This window comes from Corynebacterium sp. KPL4015 (genome assembly GCF_040225725.1).
GTDB classification, from domain to species: domain Bacteria; phylum Actinomycetota; class Actinomycetes; order Mycobacteriales; family Mycobacteriaceae; genus Corynebacterium; species Corynebacterium rhinophilum.
This window is the reverse complement of sequence record NZ_JBEHGF010000002.1, coordinates 146808-164003: the sequence shown is the minus strand read 5'-3', so window position 1 is coordinate 164003 and position 17196 is coordinate 146808. Positions and strand designations below refer to the sequence as shown.

At 57.3% G+C, this 17196-nt stretch carries 15 protein-coding genes; 4 read left to right on the top strand and 11 right to left on the bottom strand.

Annotated elements, in window-relative coordinates; genetic code table 11:
* Positions 1-93 precede the first annotated feature (93 nt).
* The gene (mqo, locus tag ABRP64_RS01605; RefSeq protein WP_284782151.1) at positions 94-1590 is read right to left on the bottom strand and encodes a malate dehydrogenase (quinone); all 1497 of its coding nucleotides are present in this window, start codon (positions 1588-1590) and stop codon (positions 94-96) included.
* A gap of 285 nt (positions 1591-1875) precedes the next feature.
* Here mqo and ABRP64_RS01600 point away from each other — a divergent pair, with 285 nt between their 5' ends.
* Complete coding sequence (locus tag ABRP64_RS01600) at positions 1876-2913, top strand: alpha/beta hydrolase (protein WP_349865169.1); 1038 nt, start codon at positions 1876-1878, stop codon at positions 2911-2913.
* Between the two features lie 35 nt (positions 2914-2948).
* The gene (gene mtr, locus ABRP64_RS01595) at positions 2949-4349 is read left to right on the top strand and encodes a mycothione reductase (protein ID WP_349865167.1); all 1401 of its coding nucleotides are present in this window, start codon (positions 2949-2951) and stop codon (positions 4347-4349) included.
* 117 nt (positions 4350-4466) lie between these two features.
* Here mtr and map read toward each other — a convergent pair whose 3' ends face one another.
* The 5 genes from map to dxr form a co-directional block, all read right to left on the bottom strand.
* Positions 4467-5336 (bottom strand): type I methionyl aminopeptidase, encoded by an 870-nt coding sequence (gene map, locus ABRP64_RS01590; protein WP_284784337.1) that lies wholly within the window; start codon positions 5334-5336, stop codon positions 4467-4469.
* 65 nt (positions 5337-5401) lie between these two features.
* Positions 5402-7252, bottom strand: coding sequence for a penicillin-binding transpeptidase domain-containing protein (locus tag ABRP64_RS01585; RefSeq protein WP_349838376.1), 1851 nt, complete (start codon positions 7250-7252; stop codon positions 5402-5404).
* A gap of 94 nt (positions 7253-7346) precedes the next feature.
* A complete protein-coding gene (gene ispG / locus ABRP64_RS01580) occupies positions 7347-8510 on the bottom strand; it encodes a flavodoxin-dependent (E)-4-hydroxy-3-methylbut-2-enyl-diphosphate synthase (protein WP_284851985.1) in 1164 nt (387 codons plus the stop codon).
* A 178-nt stretch (positions 8511-8688) separates the two neighbouring features.
* Positions 8689-9897 (bottom strand): M50 family metallopeptidase, encoded by a 1209-nt coding sequence (locus ABRP64_RS01575; protein WP_284769601.1) that lies wholly within the window; start codon positions 9895-9897, stop codon positions 8689-8691.
* A 13-nt stretch (positions 9898-9910) separates the two neighbouring features.
* Positions 9911-11071 carry a 1-deoxy-D-xylulose-5-phosphate reductoisomerase gene (gene dxr / locus ABRP64_RS01570; protein ID WP_284782161.1) on the bottom strand — a complete coding sequence of 387 codons (1161 nt, stop codon included), beginning with the start codon at positions 11069-11071 and terminating at the stop codon, positions 9911-9913.
* A 139-nt stretch (positions 11072-11210) separates the two neighbouring features.
* Between dxr and ABRP64_RS01565 the strand changes: the two genes are divergently transcribed.
* Positions 11211-11699, top strand: coding sequence for a DUF2631 domain-containing protein (locus ABRP64_RS01565; RefSeq protein WP_284769599.1), 489 nt, complete (start codon positions 11211-11213; stop codon positions 11697-11699).
* A 180-nt stretch (positions 11700-11879) separates the two neighbouring features.
* Here ABRP64_RS01565 and rlmN read toward each other — a convergent pair whose 3' ends face one another.
* Positions 11880-12992 carry a dual-specificity RNA methyltransferase RlmN gene (rlmN, locus tag ABRP64_RS01560; RefSeq protein ID WP_284769598.1) on the bottom strand — a complete coding sequence of 371 codons (1113 nt, stop codon included), beginning with the start codon at positions 12990-12992 and terminating at the stop codon, positions 11880-11882.
* Between the two features lie 104 nt (positions 12993-13096).
* Between rlmN and ABRP64_RS01555 the strand changes: the two genes are divergently transcribed.
* Entirely contained in the window at positions 13097-13498 is a 402-nt protein-coding gene (locus ABRP64_RS01555; RefSeq protein ID WP_284769597.1) for a LapA family protein, read from the top strand.
* A gap of 109 nt (positions 13499-13607) precedes the next feature.
* Here the strand turns inward: ABRP64_RS01555 and ABRP64_RS01550 are convergent, their stop codons facing one another.
* From ABRP64_RS01550 to tsf, 4 genes are all read right to left on the bottom strand, one after another.
* Positions 13608-14486 (bottom strand): phosphatidate cytidylyltransferase, encoded by an 879-nt coding sequence (locus ABRP64_RS01550; RefSeq protein WP_284769596.1) that lies wholly within the window; start codon positions 14484-14486, stop codon positions 13608-13610.
* A 123-nt stretch (positions 14487-14609) separates the two neighbouring features.
* Positions 14610-15167, bottom strand: coding sequence for a ribosome recycling factor (gene frr / locus ABRP64_RS01545; protein WP_284769595.1), 558 nt, complete (start codon positions 15165-15167; stop codon positions 14610-14612).
* 70 nt (positions 15168-15237) lie between these two features.
* Entirely contained in the window at positions 15238-15924 is a 687-nt protein-coding gene (gene pyrH, locus ABRP64_RS01540; protein ID WP_284769800.1) for a UMP kinase, read from the bottom strand.
* A 229-nt stretch (positions 15925-16153) separates the two neighbouring features.
* Positions 16154-16966 (bottom strand): translation elongation factor Ts, encoded by an 813-nt coding sequence (gene tsf / locus ABRP64_RS01535; RefSeq protein ID WP_284769594.1) that lies wholly within the window; start codon positions 16964-16966, stop codon positions 16154-16156.
* Positions 16967-17196: the final 230 nt, after the last annotated feature.

The following is a 17196-nucleotide window of genomic DNA, read 5'->3' as shown; positions in this document are numbered from 1 at the left end:
TGCAATATCGGAATCAGACCCTTGAACCCCTCATCACCTAGAATTAAACCAGTCCAACTTTCGGGGGCCAGTTCAAAGCCGAAGGGTGGGTGTTTAGCGCTCCAGCTTCAGCGTCTTCTGGGTGTATTCCCACATCTCGTTGTAGAAGTCCTCATCATTGGCCAGCTTCATGCCGTAGGACGGGACCATCTCGCGAATCTTATCGCTCCAGTCAATCATGCGCTCGCCAAAGCAACGCTCGAGCAGCTCCAGCATGACGGCTGGGGCAATGGAAGCACCCGGGGAAGCGCCGAGCAGGCCGGCAATATTGCCTTCCTGGTTATTGACCAATGCGGTTCCGAACTCGAGGGAACCGAAACGCGGTGCGCCTGCAGGCTTAATGACCTGTACGCGCTGACCGGCAATCACGGTCTCCCAGTCGCTTTCCTTCGCATTCGGGACGTATTCGCGAAGGGACTCGACGCGGTCAGAGAAGTCCTTGCGCACCTCATCAATGAGGTACTTGGTCAGGCCGAATTCCTGTACCGCAACACCCAGGTAGGAGGTGATGTTATCCGGGCGGATAGACTTGAAAAGGTCCAGGTAGGAACCCTTCTTCAAGAACTTCGGGCTCCAACCGCCGTACGGGCCAAACAGCAGGCCCTTCTCGCCGTCGATAACGCGGGTATCCAGGTGCGGCACGGACATCGGAGGAGCACCCACTGCAGCCTTACCGTAGACCTTGGCCTGGTGCTGCTCAATGAGCTCCGGGTTCTTGGCACGCAACCAGAGACCGGAAATGGGGAATCCGGCGTATCCTGCCACTTCCTTCACCTTTGCCTTGCGGAGCAAGTCTAGGGCGTAGCCGCCGGCACCGACGAAGACGAACTTCGCCTTCACCACGGTGATATCGCCGGTGTGCTTATTTTTGGAATAGACCTTCCAGTCATTTCCATCACGGTCGATATCGAAGACATCGTGGCCGTAACGGATCTCCGTACCAGATGCGCGCGCAGCGGTCAGGAATTGCTTGGCCAGGGCGCCGAAGTTCACATCGGTTCCGACTTCGGTCCAAGAGATAGCGACCTTATTGGAAAAGTCGCGGCCGTCAGCCATGAGCGGCAGCTTCTCCGCGAAGGTGGATTCGTCATCAGAGAACTGCATGCCGGGGAACATGTGCTTTTCACTCAGCACCTCGTAGCGGCGCTTCAGGTAGTCCGCCTGGATTTCACCTTGAGCGAAGGACACGTGTGGGACTGGGTTGATGAACTCGCTAGGTTCAGTCAGGATGCCGTTGTTGAGCTGGTGGGACCAGAACTGGCGCGACTTCTGGAACTTCTCGTTGGTGGCAATGGCCTTAGAGATATCAATGCGGCCGTTCTTCTCTGGCGTGTAGTTGAGCTCACACAGAGCAGAGTGACCGGTACCGGCGTTATTCCACGGAGAGGAGGATTCCAGGGCGGGGCCATCAAGGCGCTCAAAGATCATCTGGGTCCAGCTCGGCTCCAGCTCGCGGAGCATAGCGCCCAGGGTGGCGCTCATGATGCCGGCACCGACCAGTGCGACATCAACCTCATCTACAACTTGTGCTGTCTTCTTTGCTGAGGACACTGTGTTATAACCTCTTCGGATTGAAAATTTATATACATCGGCGCATTCTGCACCATATATTTTAAGCGCTTTGCGCCCCACACCGCGACTGTTTTGCACAGACAACCTGCCGATGTGTCACGCATTAACGCCTTACCTTACGCTTTTCTCCACTCGATTGGTTTTTCTCCCCCACCCTGGCCGCCACATTATAGGACGCCGTGTAATACACTTCACATTGAGTGGAAGTAATGGCAGGTCACGCAGCTACCGTAGCGAACCCCTAGAGTTGACTAGACTCGTGTCATGGCTACAGCAACTCCGTCATGGGGGCCCGATATCCTCGGCCCCGATTTTCAATCAGCCACCCTCGACCTTGGCCCCGATCCCGATGGCGAGGGGGACGTTGTCACCACCCTCGTCCATTACGCACCAGGATCAAGCGAAGGCTCCGGGGCGGCGGGCTCTGCCGATTCTTCATCGCCTTCCCGCCCGGCCCTGGTGTGGCTGCACGGGATGACTGACTACTTCTTTCACTCACACGTTGCAGAACACTTTGCGGCGCAAGGCTATGACTTTTATGCGGTCGATCTGCGCAAATGCGGCCGCTCGCATCGCCCGGGCCAGTCCTGGCACTACGTTTCAGATTTGTTCTTATACAACGCGGATCTTTCCGTGGCCCTCGATGCCATTGCGAATGACAAGGTAATCGTTATGGCCCACTCCACCGGTGGCCTGATTGCGCCGCTATGGATGGACTTTTTACGCCGCCATGATCCGGAGCGGTTCTCCCGCCTTAAGGGGCTGATTCTCAATAGCCCTTGGCTCGACATGATGGGCGTTCCCGGTTGGGCAGCCTCCGCGCTGAAGCCTGTCATATATTCCACCGCCAAAATTGCACCCAAGACCGCCTTGTTTGGGGGCAACCTCACTGCCTACGGCGAATCGGTGCACAGTGATTACTACGGCGAGTGGGACTATGACCTCAGCATGAAACCCCTAGCCGGGCATAAAAAATATATCGGATGGTTGGCCGCCGTATTCCACGGTTTCGATGCCATTCACAGCGGCCGTATTAACACCGGAGTCCCCGTATTGACGCTGCAATCTACCCGCTCCCTATTGGGAACTCCGTACTGCGATGCGGTCAATCATGCGGATTGCATCATCGATGTCGCCCAGACCCGGCGGTGGGCAAAAGAGCTCGACGCGCACTACACGCTGCATTCCATCGAAGGCGCGCGCCACGATGTCTTTTTATCCCTCCCCCACCCCCTAGAAGAGGCCTTCGCAGCGTGCGATGCGTGGCTTCCCACCATCGTGGAAGCCCCTACACCAGCATAAATACCCGAATTGGACACATGAATTAAGGTACAAATATGACCACAATTGATACAGCAAATACTCCTGCCACAGAGGAACACTTCGACCTCATCATCATCGGCACCGGTTCCGGCAACTCCATTGCTAACCGCGACTTTCACGATAAGAAGATTGCCATCATCGAAAAGGGCCGTTTCGGTGGCACCTGCTTGAACGTCGGCTGCATCCCCACCAAGATGTACGTCTACGCCGCCGATGTCGCCCTCGCCGCCCGCGAAGGCGAGCGCCTCGGCATTGATGCCCAGGTCAACAACGTGGAGTGGAGCTCCATCGTGGAGCGCGTCTTCCACAACCGCATTGACCAGATCGCCCAAAGCGGCGAGGACTACCGCCGCGGTGACAAGACCCCAAATATCACCGTCTACGATGAGCACGCTCGCTTCGTTGGCCCTAAGACCATCCAGACCGGCGATCACGTCATCAGCGCCGACCAGATCGTCGTCGCTACTGGCTCCCGCCCGGTAATCCCTGAGGTCTACGCCAATTCCGGCGTGAAGTACTACACCAACGAAGACATCATGCGGATGGACCGCCAACCAGAAAGCCTGATCATCGTAGGCGGCGGCTATATCGCCATGGAGTTTGCCCACGTCTTCGATGGCCTCGGCACCAAGGTCACCGTGGTCAACCGCAGCGAAACCCTGCTGCGCCACCTCGATTCCGATCTCTCCTCGCGCTTCAACGAGCTTGCCCGCGAGCGTTTTGATGTGCGGATTGCTAATGGCACCAAGCTGGAAGAAACCGACAAGGGTGTGAAGCTCGAGCTCGATAATGGCGATACCCTCGAGGCAGATGCGATCCTGGTCGCCACTGGCCGCAAGCCGAACGGCGATCTCATGGATGTGGACAACGCCGGCATCAAGCTACTGGACAATGGCCGCATTTCCACCGATGCTCATGGCCTCACGGATGCAGAGGGCGTATGGGCGCTTGGCGATGTCTCTTCGCCCTACATGCTCAAGCACGTTGCCAATGCCGAAGCCCGCACCATCCAGCACAACCTGCTCCACCCAGAGGATCTGCAGGAGCTTCCGCACGACAACGTTCCTGCCGCCATCTTCACCCACCCACAGATCGCTACTGTGGGCTTGAAGGAAGAAGAAGCTCGGGAGCAGGGCTTCGATGTCACCGTGAAGATTCAGAACTTCGGCGATGTGGCCTACGGCTGGGCCATGGAAGATACCACGGGTATTTGCAAGCTGATTGCGGACCGCAAGACGGGCCAGCTCCTCGGTGCCCACTTGATGGGCCCGCAGTCCTCCACCCTGATCCAGCAGCTGATTACCGTAATGACCTACGAGATCGACCTGCGCGACTTTGCCCGCAAGCAGTACTGGATCCACCCAGCTCTTCCTGAGGTCGTAGAAAACGCCATCTTGGGTCTCGAGTGGGACTAAAGCCCCAAAGGCCCCATAGCTAAAGCCGCCTCCCCGACCCTCGCGCAGTAATTCACGCGAGTGAAAAAGGAGGCGGCTTTCGCTGTGCCTCGGGCCTTTTAAGAAGGGCCGCAGCGGTTAATCCTCATCTGGGATGGTCAGGATTTCATTGCCATCCTCTGTAATGACCAAGGTGTGCTCGAACTGGGCGGTGAACTTACCGTCTCGGTTCTGCACGGTCCAGTCATCATCCCAAATATCGTAATCCAGCGAACCCAGGTTAATCATCGGCTCTACCGTCAAGGTCATGCCCGGTTCCAAGATATCGCGGTACGTGGTGGAATCGTGGTGCAAGACCACCAGCCCATTGTGGAAGGTGGGCCCTACGCCGTGACCGGTGAAATCACGTACAACGTTGTAGCCAAAGCGCTTGGCATAAGACTCGATAACGCGGCCGATAACGTTGATCTCACGGCCCGGCTTTGCGGCCTTAATGCCGCGCATCGTGGCCTCTTTGGTGCGCTCTACTAATAGTCGGTGCTCCTCAGATACGTCACCGGCCAAGAAGGTAGCGTTATTATCGCCGTGCACGCCATTCTTATAAGCAGTGACATCGATATTGACGATGTCGCCCTCTTCAATCACGGTGGTATCCGGAATGCCGTGGCAGACGATTTCATTAAGCGATACACAGGTGCCCTTGGTAAATCCCCGGTATCCCAGGGTGGACGGGTACGCACCGTGGTCACACATATACTCGTGCGCCACGCGGTCGACCTCATCCGTCGTTACGCCAGGCTTTACCGCCTTGCCGGCTTCCTTCAGCGCGTTGGCCGCAATCTTGCAGGCCTCCCGCATCTTCTCAATCACTTCGGGGGACTGTACAAATGGCTCGCCGATGGCCTCTTGTACCTCGTCTTTCCACACGTATTCCGGGCGCTCGATGTCATCTGGCACCGGCCGGATGGGGGTTGGTTTACCTGGCTTCAATTTTCCACGAGTACTCATAATTGCCCATGGTAGTCCTCATACCGGTTAGCGCAGTATCCGGGTACCGCGTCCGAGGCCGCGGCTTACTCCACCATCGGTGCTGGGCCATCATTGGGGCGCGAACGGTATTCATCCAACTTCTGCAGGAAATTATCCGTGATGGCTACCGAAGATTCAGAGCCGCCGCCCAGCACGATGAGCGTGGCGAAGGCGATATCGTCTTCTTCCCGGTAGCCCGTAAACCACGCGTGTGAGCCTTCATTAATCTCGGCCTCACCAGTCTTGCCGTAGATGGTTCCGCCTGCTTGCATGCCGCGGGCGGTACCGCTAGTAACCACTTGGCGCATCATGCCGCGCACGTTATTCAGCACGTGCTCTGGGATCTGCGCCGGCTTATCCGATGCCTTGGTCTCACGGCCCTCAATAAGCTTCGGCGTTGGGGTCTTTCCCGCCGCCACAGAAGCAGAAACCAAAGCCATGCCGAACGGACTAGCGAGGTCGTAGCCCTGACCATAACCGGCTTCGGTGCGCTCCAGTACTTCCTTGCCCTCCGGAATCGAGCCGGTAGTGGTGGTGAGCCCGGGGATTTCATAATCCACCCCAAATCCAAACTTCTTGCCGGTTTCCTTCAACTCACCGGGTGCCAGCTTGGTAGAAATATCGGCGAAGGTGGTGTTGCACGATTGGGCGAAGGCTTGGCTTAACGGAACATTGCCGAGCGAAAACGCGTTGTAGTTGGTCACCACGCGGCCATAGATATTCATCGTGCCGGGGCACGGAACGATGGTATCCGTGGTTAGGTCTTGCTTTTCCACACCTGCAGCGGCGGTAAGGATCTTGAAAACCGAGCCCGGCGGGTATTGGCCTTGCAGGGCGACGTCGCCGTCTTCGTCCGCCTTTTCGGTCTGCGCCACCGCCAGGATATCGCCATTGGAAGGCCGGATTGCTACCAGCATGGCCTGGGCGTCCGAGCGCTGATCCACCGCTTCTTGGGCCGCGCGTTGGACGTCATAATCGAGTCCAACCTTGATTGAGGGAGCGGCCTCTGGCGCATGCTTTTCGACATCGGAAAGCGCCGCACCATTTTCATTGACGACGGCGATGGACCAACCTGTCTCGCCGTCGAGCTCGTCATTGACGGCCGAACGCACGCGAGATAAGAGATCGGGCGCAAGGCCGCGGTCCCGGGTCACCAGCGCGGGTTCCTCATTAATGCGAACGCCGTCCATCCCCTCCATCTTGGCGCGGATGACAGACTCCTGTTCTTCTGTATAAAGCCCCACCGAATAGGCAGAATCTGCCTTTTCTAGTTTTTCGGCGAGATCCTTGGCGTCTACCTCCGCGATCGAATCGTCCTCGCGGTGCGCCGCAGCTAGGGCGCTGCTGACCTTGGAGGCCGTGGGGCGGACATCGGAAAGCGAGCTAGTATCCACGATGACGCGGTAATTCAGCCCAGGACTCATCAGCTCCACCCCATTGGAGGAGACGACGCTGGCGCGCGTAGCTTCCAAGGCGCGCAGCTCCAAGTGCTGGTGCGCGCCCAAGTCCGGGTGAATTATGCTGGGCTTCCACCGCACCGTCCATTCATCTTCGGCCTTGGTCAAGGTCATCTGCGTGGTATAGCTCAGGCTGCGTTCCTTGGGCAGATCCCATTTGACCTTATAATCCGCCGTGGCCATGGTTTCGTTCTGCTTTATCCCCTCGAGCTCAATATCGAGACCCTCTGCCTGCAAACCCGAGTACGTAGCATCGAGGGCCTGTGTGGCGTCATCGGGGGAATCTGTAAGCTCCTCCAAGCCCTCGTTATTTCGGCTCTCCATGCCTTCAATGAACTCTTCTGCCACCGGCTCTGCAGATACGGGCTTAGGGGTACAAGCAACCACACCAGTTGCAGCAAACGAGACTGTAGCAACCAGTGCGAATAACTTCTTCATGCTTTGGCACATTAGCAGCGCACGCAGCAAAAAGGACTGCCCCACACCGAAGTGCAGGGCAGTCCTTAAAAACTACCGCGTGGAAGGAAGCTGCTTACTGCGTCACGCGAACATCGGCCTTGGCGCCATCCACGGCTTCGATACCTTGCTCATCTGCAATGCGCATTGCCTCTTCAATGAGGGTCTCCACGATCTTGTCTTCCGGCACGGTGCGCACCACTTCGCCCTTGACGAAGATTTGGCCCTTGCCGTTACCGGACGCCACGCCTAGGTCGGCGTCACGGGCCTCACCAGGTCCGTTGACAACGCAACCCATGACGGCAACGCGGATGGGAAATTCCATGCCCTCGAGGCCGGCGGTAACTTCTTCCGCCAGCTTGTACACGTCCACCTGCGCGCGGCCGCACGACGGGCAAGACACGATTTCCAGCTTGCGCGGGCGCAAGTTGAAAGACTGCAGAATTTGATCGCCCACCTTGACCTCTTCTTCAGGCGGAGCTGATAGCGAGACGCGAATCGTATCGCCAATGCCCTCTGCCAAAAGGGCGCCGAAAGCAACGGAAGACTTAATGGTGCCCATGAACTTCGGGCCCGCTTCCGTCACACCCAAGTGCAGTGGGTAATCGGTCTGCGCGGCCAGCTGGCGGTAGGCCTCCACCATCAGGACTGGGTCAGAGTGCTTAACTGAGATGGCGATATCGCCAAAGCCGTGCTCCTCAAACAGGCCCGCCTCCCAGATAGCGGACTCCACGAGCGCCTCTGGGGTGGCTTTGCCGTACTTTTCCAACAGGCGCTTATCCAGCGAACCGCCATTGACGCCAATGCGGATGGGGATTCCCGCATCGCCAGCGGCCTTCGCCACTTCCTTAACGCGGCCATCAAATTCACGGATGTTGCCGGGGTTGACGCGGATTGCCGCGCAGCCAGCATCGATGGCCTGGAAGATGTACTTGGGCTGGAAGTGGATATCCGCAATGACCGGGATCGGGGATTTCTTGGCGATGGTCGGCAGAGCCTCCGCATCCACCGGCTTAGGGCAGGCCACGCGCACGATATCGCAGCCAGAGGCAGTAAGCTGTGCGATCTGCTGCAGGGTGCCATTGATGTCGTGGGTCTTGGTATTAGTCATCGACTGCACCGAAATTGGGTAGTCAGAACCAACGCCCACTGGGCCTACGTGCAATTGCCGCGTTTTCCGGCGCGGGTGCAATACTGGCGGAGGCCCGTCAGGAATTCCTAGACCGATAGGACTAGACATGAATGCTCCTTATTTCTAGCTCGTGGCTCGTTGCTAAATGTTATTGCACAATAAGTGTTGAACGTCCCCACTCTAGCACTAGATGGTTAAGCGCTAAAGTGCCCGCTCGCGCTGTACACGTGCGCTAAGCGTTGGGCACTCTACTCACGCCGCGCGGCGGGCACAACGGCTAACGAACCTAGCCAAATAGTCTGATCGGATTGACCACATCCGCGATGATGATCACTACGCCCAGCGCCATAAGTAGGGCCGCCATGACATAGGTGATGGGCATAAGCCGGGTGTAATCGGCAGGACCCAGCGGCTGCTTGCCCATCAATTTGCGAATGCCATCGCGAATCTTCTCATACAAGATGATCGCGATGTGGCCGCCGTCAAAGGGCGGCAGCGGAATGAGGTTAAAAATAGCGAGGAAGAAATTCAGCGTCGCCAGCATCATGAAGAACGATGCCCACAGGGAACGCTCCACGAGTTCGCCACCAACCCGCGACGCACCGACTACGGACATCGGCCCGTTCACATCCCTCTCGTGACCAAAGATGGAGGCCACCACGCCCGGTACCTTAGCGGGGAATTGTTTGATTCCCTCCACCGTGGCCTCGAGCGAATAGGTGGTGAAATGCCACGTTGCAGGAACCGCCTGTGTTGCTGAATACTTCTCGACGATGTCGAGGACCTCATTGCTCAGCCCGATCGATCCGGCATCCACCAATTCGCCCTGTTGATTCAGGCGCTTGACCGTTTCCAATTCGATGGAGAAGTCTTTTTCCGCGCCGTCGCGCTCTACGGTAAGCGTCACGGTCTCGCCGGGACGTTGCATTACCTCATCGCGCAATTGCGTAAAGGAATCCAGGTGCTGGCCATCAAGCGCGAGAATGATATCGCCTTCCTGGACACCGGCCTTACCAGCGGGCCCGTTGCCAGTGCACGATTCCAGCTCCTGGTTTTCTTTTTGGTCTGCGGTGCAGACTACGTCCCCCACCCGCGGGCGCACATCGGCATCGGGATTGGGTAGCCCAGCCGTCATCGCCACGAAATACAAGATGACAAAACCGAGGATCAGGTTGACCCCAATACCGCCTGCAAGGACGATGATGCGCTGCCACCATGGCTTTTTATACATCGCATAGGGCTTTTCTTCCTCCGTAAGGAATTCATCCTGCGCGGTCATCCCGGCGATATCGCAAAATCCACCCACCGGAAACGCGGCGAGACCGTATTCGGTATGCCCCTTACGGAAGGAGAAAATGCGCGGGCCAAAGCCGATAAAATACCGCCGCACCCGCATGCCAAAGGCGCGGGCCGTAAACATATGCCCCGCCTCATGGAGTGCCACGGTCAGCCCAATGCCAAGGGCGAACAACACAATGCCCAGCAAATTTGCCATTAAAGAAAGCTTTCTAGTCAGCTAAACGGTCAATGCGCGCATTCGCACGCCTGCGAGCCTCACCTTCTACGGCGAGGATTTCATCGAGGGTAGAGACTACACCAGCAAACTGGGAAGATTCCCCGAGGATCTCGCCTACGACATCAACAATCTCTGGGAGGTGGATACGCCCGGCCAAAAAGGCCGCCGCGGCCTCTTCATTGGCAGCGTTATAAATCACTCCCGTCCCCTTCGCCGCAGCCTCGCGGGCGAGGGATACGGCGGGAAAGGCGGCATCATCAAGCGGCTCAAAATGCCACGTATGCGCCTGGGAAAAATCGAGGGCCGGCTGCGCCCCCGGTACACGCTGGGGCCAATTCAAGGCTAGGGAGATGGGCAGCTTCATCGATGGCGGAGAAGCCTGGGCGATAGTGCAGCCGTCTTTAAAGGTGGCCATCGAGTGAATGACCGACTGCGGGTGAACCGTGACTTCGATGCGCTCTGGCTCAATATCAAAAAGCAGAGTCGCCTCGATGAGCTCGAGCCCCTTATTGATCAAGGTGGCGGAATTCAGCGTATTCATCTGCCCCATGGACCACGTGGGGTGCTGCGCGGCTTGCTGCGGGGTAACGTCCCACATCTGCTCACGCGTCTGACCGCGAAAGGGGCCGCCCGAGGCTGTGAGAACGAGCTTGGCCAGCTCGCCTTTTTCGCCCGCGCGCAGGCATTGTGCCATCGCAGAGTGCTCCGAATCCACGGGGATGATTTGACCTGGCCGCGCGGATTTCGTGACCAAAGTGCCGCCGGCAACCAAGGACTCCTTATTCGCTAGTGCGAGGTACTCGCCCATGTCCACCGTTGCCAGGGTGGCTTTGAGCCCGAGGGAGCCCACTAGGGCGTTGAGCACGGTATCGGCAGGAACCGAGCGCACCAGCTCTTCCGCCGCACCATCGCCAGAAAGTACTGTGCCGCCTAAAGCCGCAGAAACCTCCGCAGCCGCCGCAGGTTGGGCCACGGCAATGTGGTCAAACGAAAGGTGGAAGGCGCGGGCCTGCTCAATGATCTGCTGCGGATGAGAACCGCCCGCAGCAATGCCCACGACCTCAAACTTATCGGGGTTATCCGCAATTACTTCTAATGCTTGCGTGCCAATAGAGCCGGTGGAGCCGAGAATAAGTATTCGCTGAGTAGTCACCCCTCTACCCTAGCGGTCATTTATGTAGCCCTGCTATGGGGTGGAGCCGGGCAAGAAGGCGGGGGTGTTTAATCGCCTTTGCAGCCACGATGTTTTAAAATAGTAGGCAGTCAAATGGCATTGGTGTGCCCCTCGATAAATGGACACACGCGATAGCGAAGGAGAGCAAGTGTCTTCCCACAAGCCGGTACCGCAGGTTTATGACGGTGTTTCTACCGAAGATGTTCCATCCGCAGGCTTCGGTTGGTCCCGCATCAGCCGCTCTGGTGTGCAAATCGCGGGTTGGATCTCCGTGATTTTCATGATTGGTTTCAACTTTGGTAACCACAAGGGCCACGTGGAGACCGTCTGGCTCGTCACCCTAACCGTCCTTCTGGTTGTGGGCCTGCTCATCTTCACCTTCGAGCCAAAGCTCAACCAGGTGCGCACCATCACCTCTAATAATAAGCCGGCCGACCACCAAGAACGTGACTGGATTTATGACCAGAAGACCGTTTCCGGTGCCTACACCGAGTTGACCGACTCCCAGCTGCGCGCGTTGAATATCGAGCCTTCCCGCGTATCCCACCTGCGTGTTGACTCTGCCTCCGATGCTGCCGAGGTAAGCACCGGCAAGCACGCGCTGTAATCCTAGCTACGAAAACCGCCGAGTCTTCCTCATTGCGAGGAGGCCCGGCGGTTTTGTGGTTTGCCGGGCGTGTAGTTGTGCTGCCCCGCATACGCCAACACCCGCAAATACTAAAGACAAAGCCACCTAGGCACTTTTCAAACTATGCCTAAGTGGCTGTGGCGACCTGCCGGTTCTGGCTTAGGCCGACATGTCTTCTCGCTCATCGGCGGCAAGCTGGCCACAGGCTGCAGCGATTTCATCGCCCTTAGTATCGCGCACAGTGCACGGCACTCCTTGCGCCTGGACGCGACGCACGAATTCATCGAGGCGTGCCTTGGGAGCTGCGTCCCACTCTGAACCCGGAGTCGGGTTAAGCGGGATCACGTTGACGTGCACCTTAGAGCCAAGTTTCTGGTGCAACTTCCGGCCCAGCATATCGGCGCGGAAATCCTGATCGTTCTTATCCCGGATGAGGGCGTACTCGATAGATACACGGCGGGCGGATTTATCGGCGTAGTACCGTGCGGCATCGAGGACTTCATCAACGGACCAACGATTATTGACCGGCACCAAGTTATCGCGCAGTTCATCATCCGGAGTGTGCAGCGACACTGCAAGCGTGCAGGCAAGGTCTTCGTCCGCAAGCTTGCGAATGGCAGGTGCCAAACCCACGGTGGATACGGTCACATTGCGCTGCGAGAGCCCAAAGCCCGTCCCATCTTGGCCGGTAATCTGGCGCACCGCCTGAACCACACGCTTGTAATTTGCCAGCGGCTCGCCCATCCCCATGAAGACAACATTGGATAAGCGTCCGCCTTCGGCTGCCATCGCCGCGGCTGCATGACGGAACTGTTCGACGATTTCGCCGGTAGAAAGGTTGCGGTCTAGCCCGCCCTGGCCGGTGGCGCAAAACGGGCAGGCCATTCCGCAGCCAGCCTGAGAAGAAATGCACAAGGTAGCGCGGCCGGGGTACCGCATCAAGACAGACTCCAAAAGGGTGCCATCGTGCAAGCGCCACAAGGACTTAGTGGTCTCCCCATCATCCGTAGAAGTCGTACGAATAGGCTTCATGAGCTCAGGGAAGAAGGCGTCTTTGACCTCCTCGCGCTTGCCGGCGGGGATATCCGTCATCTCTTCGACATCGTCCGTGAGATGCTCGTAGTAGTGCTTAGCTATTTGCTTAGCGCGGAATTTAGGTAGACCGATTTCTGCGAGCTTATCAATGCGCTCGCTTTCAGAGAGATCCGCAAAGTGCTTCGGTGGCAGTCCGCGCCGCGGCGCGGAGAAGTTAAGTTTTACTGGTTGAGCCATAATGATGCCCATCATTCCACGGTTTACCGGAACTTTTCCAATTGTGAACGCCTCATTTTATAGCCAAGTGGAATTTTGGAAGGGTTTACAGAAATAATGGACATATGACCAATCCGAAATACCCTGAAGATGACTTTTCTACCTCCGATGATAAGGCCACCGCGGCAGAAGATAATGCCGCTCTGACCGAAACCGGAAGCAAGGAAGTCTCCACCGACACCGGCACCACTGAGCCTGCTTCCGCCCCACAAAAAGCCCAAGGCTCATTCGCCGCTAGCACTTGGGCAGCGCTCATCGTGGGCTTCCTCTTGCTGATCGTATTAATCATCTTCATTCTGCAAAACCAGCAAGAAGTTCCAATGAACTTCCTCGGCTGGTCGGGTCAGTTCCCGGCGGGCATTGCCTACTTGATGTTCACCATCGGCGGCGCGCTCATCATGGCGCTTGTAGGTGTGTGGCGCATGCTGGAATTGCGCCGCCAATTGCGCAAGCAGGCCCAAGGCTAAATAGCCCTACCGCCGCTTTCTCCTGCCTCGGAACGTTATTCCAGCAATGCAGTGGGAAGCGGCGGTTTTATATTCAGCCCCCTTTGACACGCGGTGGTTTCAGCTCGGATTAGACCGCAAGGTTTGCCATAAAACTAATGGCCACCCAAGTAACCATGGCAGAGGGCAGCATGCCATCAAGGCGGTCCATAAGGCCGCCGTGCCCAGGGAGAATGTGGGACATGTCCTTAATGCCCAGCTCTCGTTTAAATTGCGATTCCACCAAGTCACCCAGCGAAGCGCAAATAACAAGGCCAAGGCCCATCAAAGCACCTACCCACGCCGAGTGGTGCAAGAGGAAGTGGACGGAAAGCGCCCCAACGATGACGCCGAAGGCTATGGAGCCGCAAAAGCCCTCCCAGGACTTCTTCGGGCTCACGGCCGGTGCCATGGGGTGCGAGCCGAACATCACACCAACGATATAGCCACCCGTATCAGAGGCGACCACGCACAACATAAAGACTACGATGGAAGCGGCGCCGCTGGCCACTGGGGAAGAAATCAGCGACAGCATGGCTGCAAAGGTCGCGAAAAGCGGAATCCACGTCAGCACGAAGATACCGACGGACATGTCCCGCAGGTAATTAATGGGTGGGCGATGCCGACCGTTATGAAAAAGCCTGCCGAACATCAAAATGAGGACTGCTGTGACATATACGGCCACGAGGCCGGGCGCGCCAAGCGGCCAGGAAATCCACACCATGGCTTGACCCAAAATGATTAACAGGGTGCGCGGGATATAGTACGAGTTCTCCCGCAAGCGGGTAAGAACTTCCCACATGGCCCCGCCGACCGCGACTGCTACCACCGCATACCAAGCCAAGGGGCCAGCCCAGACGGCGAGGACGACGAGGGCGCCGAGCCCCACGCCTACTCCAATAGCCGCCGGCAAGTCACGGCCGGGACCATTTTTCGGCTGCGGCAATCGGCGGTTCAAGGCGTCACTCACCGTGACCGGCTCCTTTCACTTGGCGTTGTATGCGCGTCGCGGGGCTTGTCTATTTCCTATACAAAAATACTACGTATAGAAAAGCGCCGCCGGCCGATTGGGCGCGGCGGCAGCGGAAAAGTCCTAGACCTCCATCAATTCGGATTCCTTGTTTTCCACTAGCTTGTCAATCTGCTCGACGTAGCCAGCGGTAATCTTTTCCATTTCCTTCTCTGCGGCAAGGACCTCATCCTCGCCCTCTTCGCCATCCTTTTGGAGCTTCTTCAGCTGTTCCATGGCCTTGCGGCGAATATTGCGGATTGCGATCTTGCCGTCCTCGCCCTTGCTCTTAGCCAGCTTGACCATTTCCTTACGGCGTTCCTCGGTCAGCTGGGGAACGGTCACACGCAGTACGTGACCGTCGTTGGTGGGGTTAACGCCCAAATCCGAGTTGCGGATGGAGTTTTCAATCTCTTGGATCATGGACTGCTCGTATGGCTTGATGAGCAACATGCGCGGCTCTGGGACAGAGATGGTAGCCATCTGAGTAATCGGCGTCGGCGCACCGTAGTACTCCGCGATGAGCCCGTTGAACATCGCCGGGTTCGCGCGTCCGGTACGAATGGTCACCAGCTGCTCGCGGGTGTGCTCGACGGAAGCGGTCATGTGCTCTTCGGCTTCGAGCTGAATGTCATCGATCATGAGGCTGAATCATCCTTCAACGTTGAGGGGTAGCTGTATAAAAGGTAGCAGGTTCTGTGTCGTTTTAGAATTAGGACTGCACCAGCGTGCCGATAACCTGGCCGCTGGCCGCGCGGGCGATATTTCCCTCTTCTAGGAGGTTGAAGACCAAGATCGGCATGTCATTGTCCATGCACAGGCTAAAGGCGGTTGCATCGGCAACCTTGAGACCCTTTTCAATGACCTCGCGCGGAGTAATTTGGGTGTAGAGCTCCGCATCCGGGTTCGTGCGTGGGTCATCGGAGTACACGCCATCAACGCCCTTGGCCAAGAAGAGCACATCGGCGCCAATTTCCAAGGCGCGCTGCGCGGCCGTGGTGTCCGTGGAGAAATACGGCATGCCCATGCCGGCACCGAAGATAACCACGCGGCCCTTCTCTAGGTGTCGGTCAGCGCGCAGCGGCAGGTACGGCTCGGCGATTTGCGCCATGTTGATAGACGTTTGCACACGGCAATCAACGCCCTTTTGCTTCAAGAAGTCCTGCAGGGCCAACGAGTTCATGACTGTGCCCAGCATTCCCATGTAGTCAGAGCGGGCGCGATCCATGCCGCGCTGCGAGAGCTCTGCTCCGCGGAAGAAGTTGCCGCCGCCGATCACCACGGCGATTTCGATCCCCTGCTCAGCTACTTCAGCGATTTGGCGAGCTACATTTTCGACAACGTCCGGGTCAATTCCGACTTTGCCTCCGCCAAACATTTCGCCGCCGAGTTTCAGCATTACTCGTTTGTATCCGGTTCGCTTTTCGTCTGCAGAAGTCACGCCTTCATCGTCTCCTTTTGCGCGGGCTGATTTTATTTCTTTTCCATCTTACCTACACTGCCGCCGCTTCCCCACACTGCACCATAGGCCAGCAGCCGCCGCTTCCCCAGTGTCCCTAGACAGCACAAAAGCCCACAGAGAGGACACTCCTCCCGTGGGCTTTAAAGGCTAAAAAGCGGGCTTAAACTTAAGCGCCAACCTCGTAGCGGACGAAGCCGGTAATGGTGGTGCCGGCCTCTTCTGCGACCTGCTTGACGGTCTTCTTGTTATCGGACAAGGAAGCCTGCTCCAGCAAGACAACGGACTTGTAGAAGCCGTTCAGGCGGCCTTCCACGATCTTTGGAAGAGCAGCCTCAGGCTTGCCCTCCTCACGAGTGGTGGCCTCAGCGATGGAGCGCTCCTTCTCGACGATCTCTGCAGGAACGTCTTCGCGCTTCAGATACTCAGCGTTCATAGCTGCAATCTGCAGTGCGGCAGCGTGTGCGCCTTCCTTGTTGCCTTCGTAGGAAACCAAGACACCGACTGCAGGAGGCAGGTCAGCGGAACGCTGGTGCAGGTAGACAGCAACATTGTCGCCATCGACAGTGACTGCACGACGTGCCTGCAGCTTCTCACCGGTCTTTGCGGACTCCTGGTCAACGAACTCGGAGACCTTCTGGCCGTCGATCTCTACGTTGTTGAGTTCTTCCGGGGAGTTAGCCTTGGCTGCGGCTGCAGCTTCAACAATCTTGTTAGCGAAGGACTGGAAGCCTTCGTTCTTTGCCACGAAGTCGGTCTCACAGTTGATCTCAACCATGGTGTTGCCGGATACGGCAACGAGACCTTCGGTAGCCTCGCGGTCAGCACGCTTGGACACGTTCTTAGCGCCCTTGATGCGCAGGAATTCAACGGCCTTGTCGTAGTCGCCGCCGTTTTCTTCCAGGGCCTTCTTGCAATCGAGCATGCCGGAGCCAGTTGCTTCGCGCAGTGCCTTCACGTCTGCAGCAGTGTAGTTCGCCATAGTTAGGGCGATCCTCCTTGAAAATCAATCAGTGTTCGTTGAGACAGCGTAGCCGAAGTAGCGGTCTCGCGCCGTCTTTGGGTGGGGAAATCTACCCCATTTTGCCTTCATCAATGCGGTCGTACTGAGGCTAATTGTAGCCGCCTCCAGCATAGATAAAAGTAACCCCCACCGCCGTAGCACACGGTGGTAGGGGTCAGGTAAACAGCCTTGTACAGGAATTATTCCCT

Coding starts and splice junctions, on each gene's coding strand:
- frr (WP_284769595.1), bottom strand. CDS start 15,167: ATGATCGATGACATTCAGCTCGAAGCCGAAGAGCACATGACCGCTTCC.
- ABRP64_RS01565 (WP_284769599.1), top strand. CDS start 11,211: ATGGACACACGCGATAGCGAAGGAGAGCAAGTGTCTTCCCACAAGCCG.
- pyrH (WP_284769800.1), bottom strand. CDS start 15,924: ATGCTGAAACTCGGCGGCGAAATGTTTGGCGGAGGCAAAGTCGGAATT.
- ABRP64_RS01555 (WP_284769597.1), top strand. CDS start 13,097: ATGACCAATCCGAAATACCCTGAAGATGACTTTTCTACCTCCGATGAT.
- ABRP64_RS01575 (WP_284769601.1), bottom strand. CDS start 9,897: ATGGCAAATTTGCTGGGCATTGTGTTGTTCGCCCTTGGCATTGGGCTG.
- map (WP_284784337.1), bottom strand. CDS start 5,336: ATGAGTACTCGTGGAAAATTGAAGCCAGGTAAACCAACCCCCATCCGG.
- ispG (WP_284851985.1), bottom strand. CDS start 8,510: ATGTCTAGTCCTATCGGTCTAGGAATTCCTGACGGGCCTCCGCCAGTA.
- rlmN (WP_284769598.1), bottom strand. CDS start 12,992: ATGGCTCAACCAGTAAAACTTAACTTCTCCGCGCCGCGGCGCGGACTG.
- mtr (WP_349865167.1), top strand. CDS start 2,949: ATGACCACAATTGATACAGCAAATACTCCTGCCACAGAGGAACACTTC.
- ABRP64_RS01600 (WP_349865169.1), top strand. CDS start 1,876: ATGGCTACAGCAACTCCGTCATGGGGGCCCGATATCCTCGGCCCCGAT.
- tsf (WP_284769594.1), bottom strand. CDS start 16,966: ATGGCGAACTACACTGCTGCAGACGTGAAGGCACTGCGCGAAGCAACT.
- ABRP64_RS01585 (WP_349838376.1), bottom strand. CDS start 7,252: ATGAAGAAGTTATTCGCACTGGTTGCTACAGTCTCGTTTGCTGCAACT.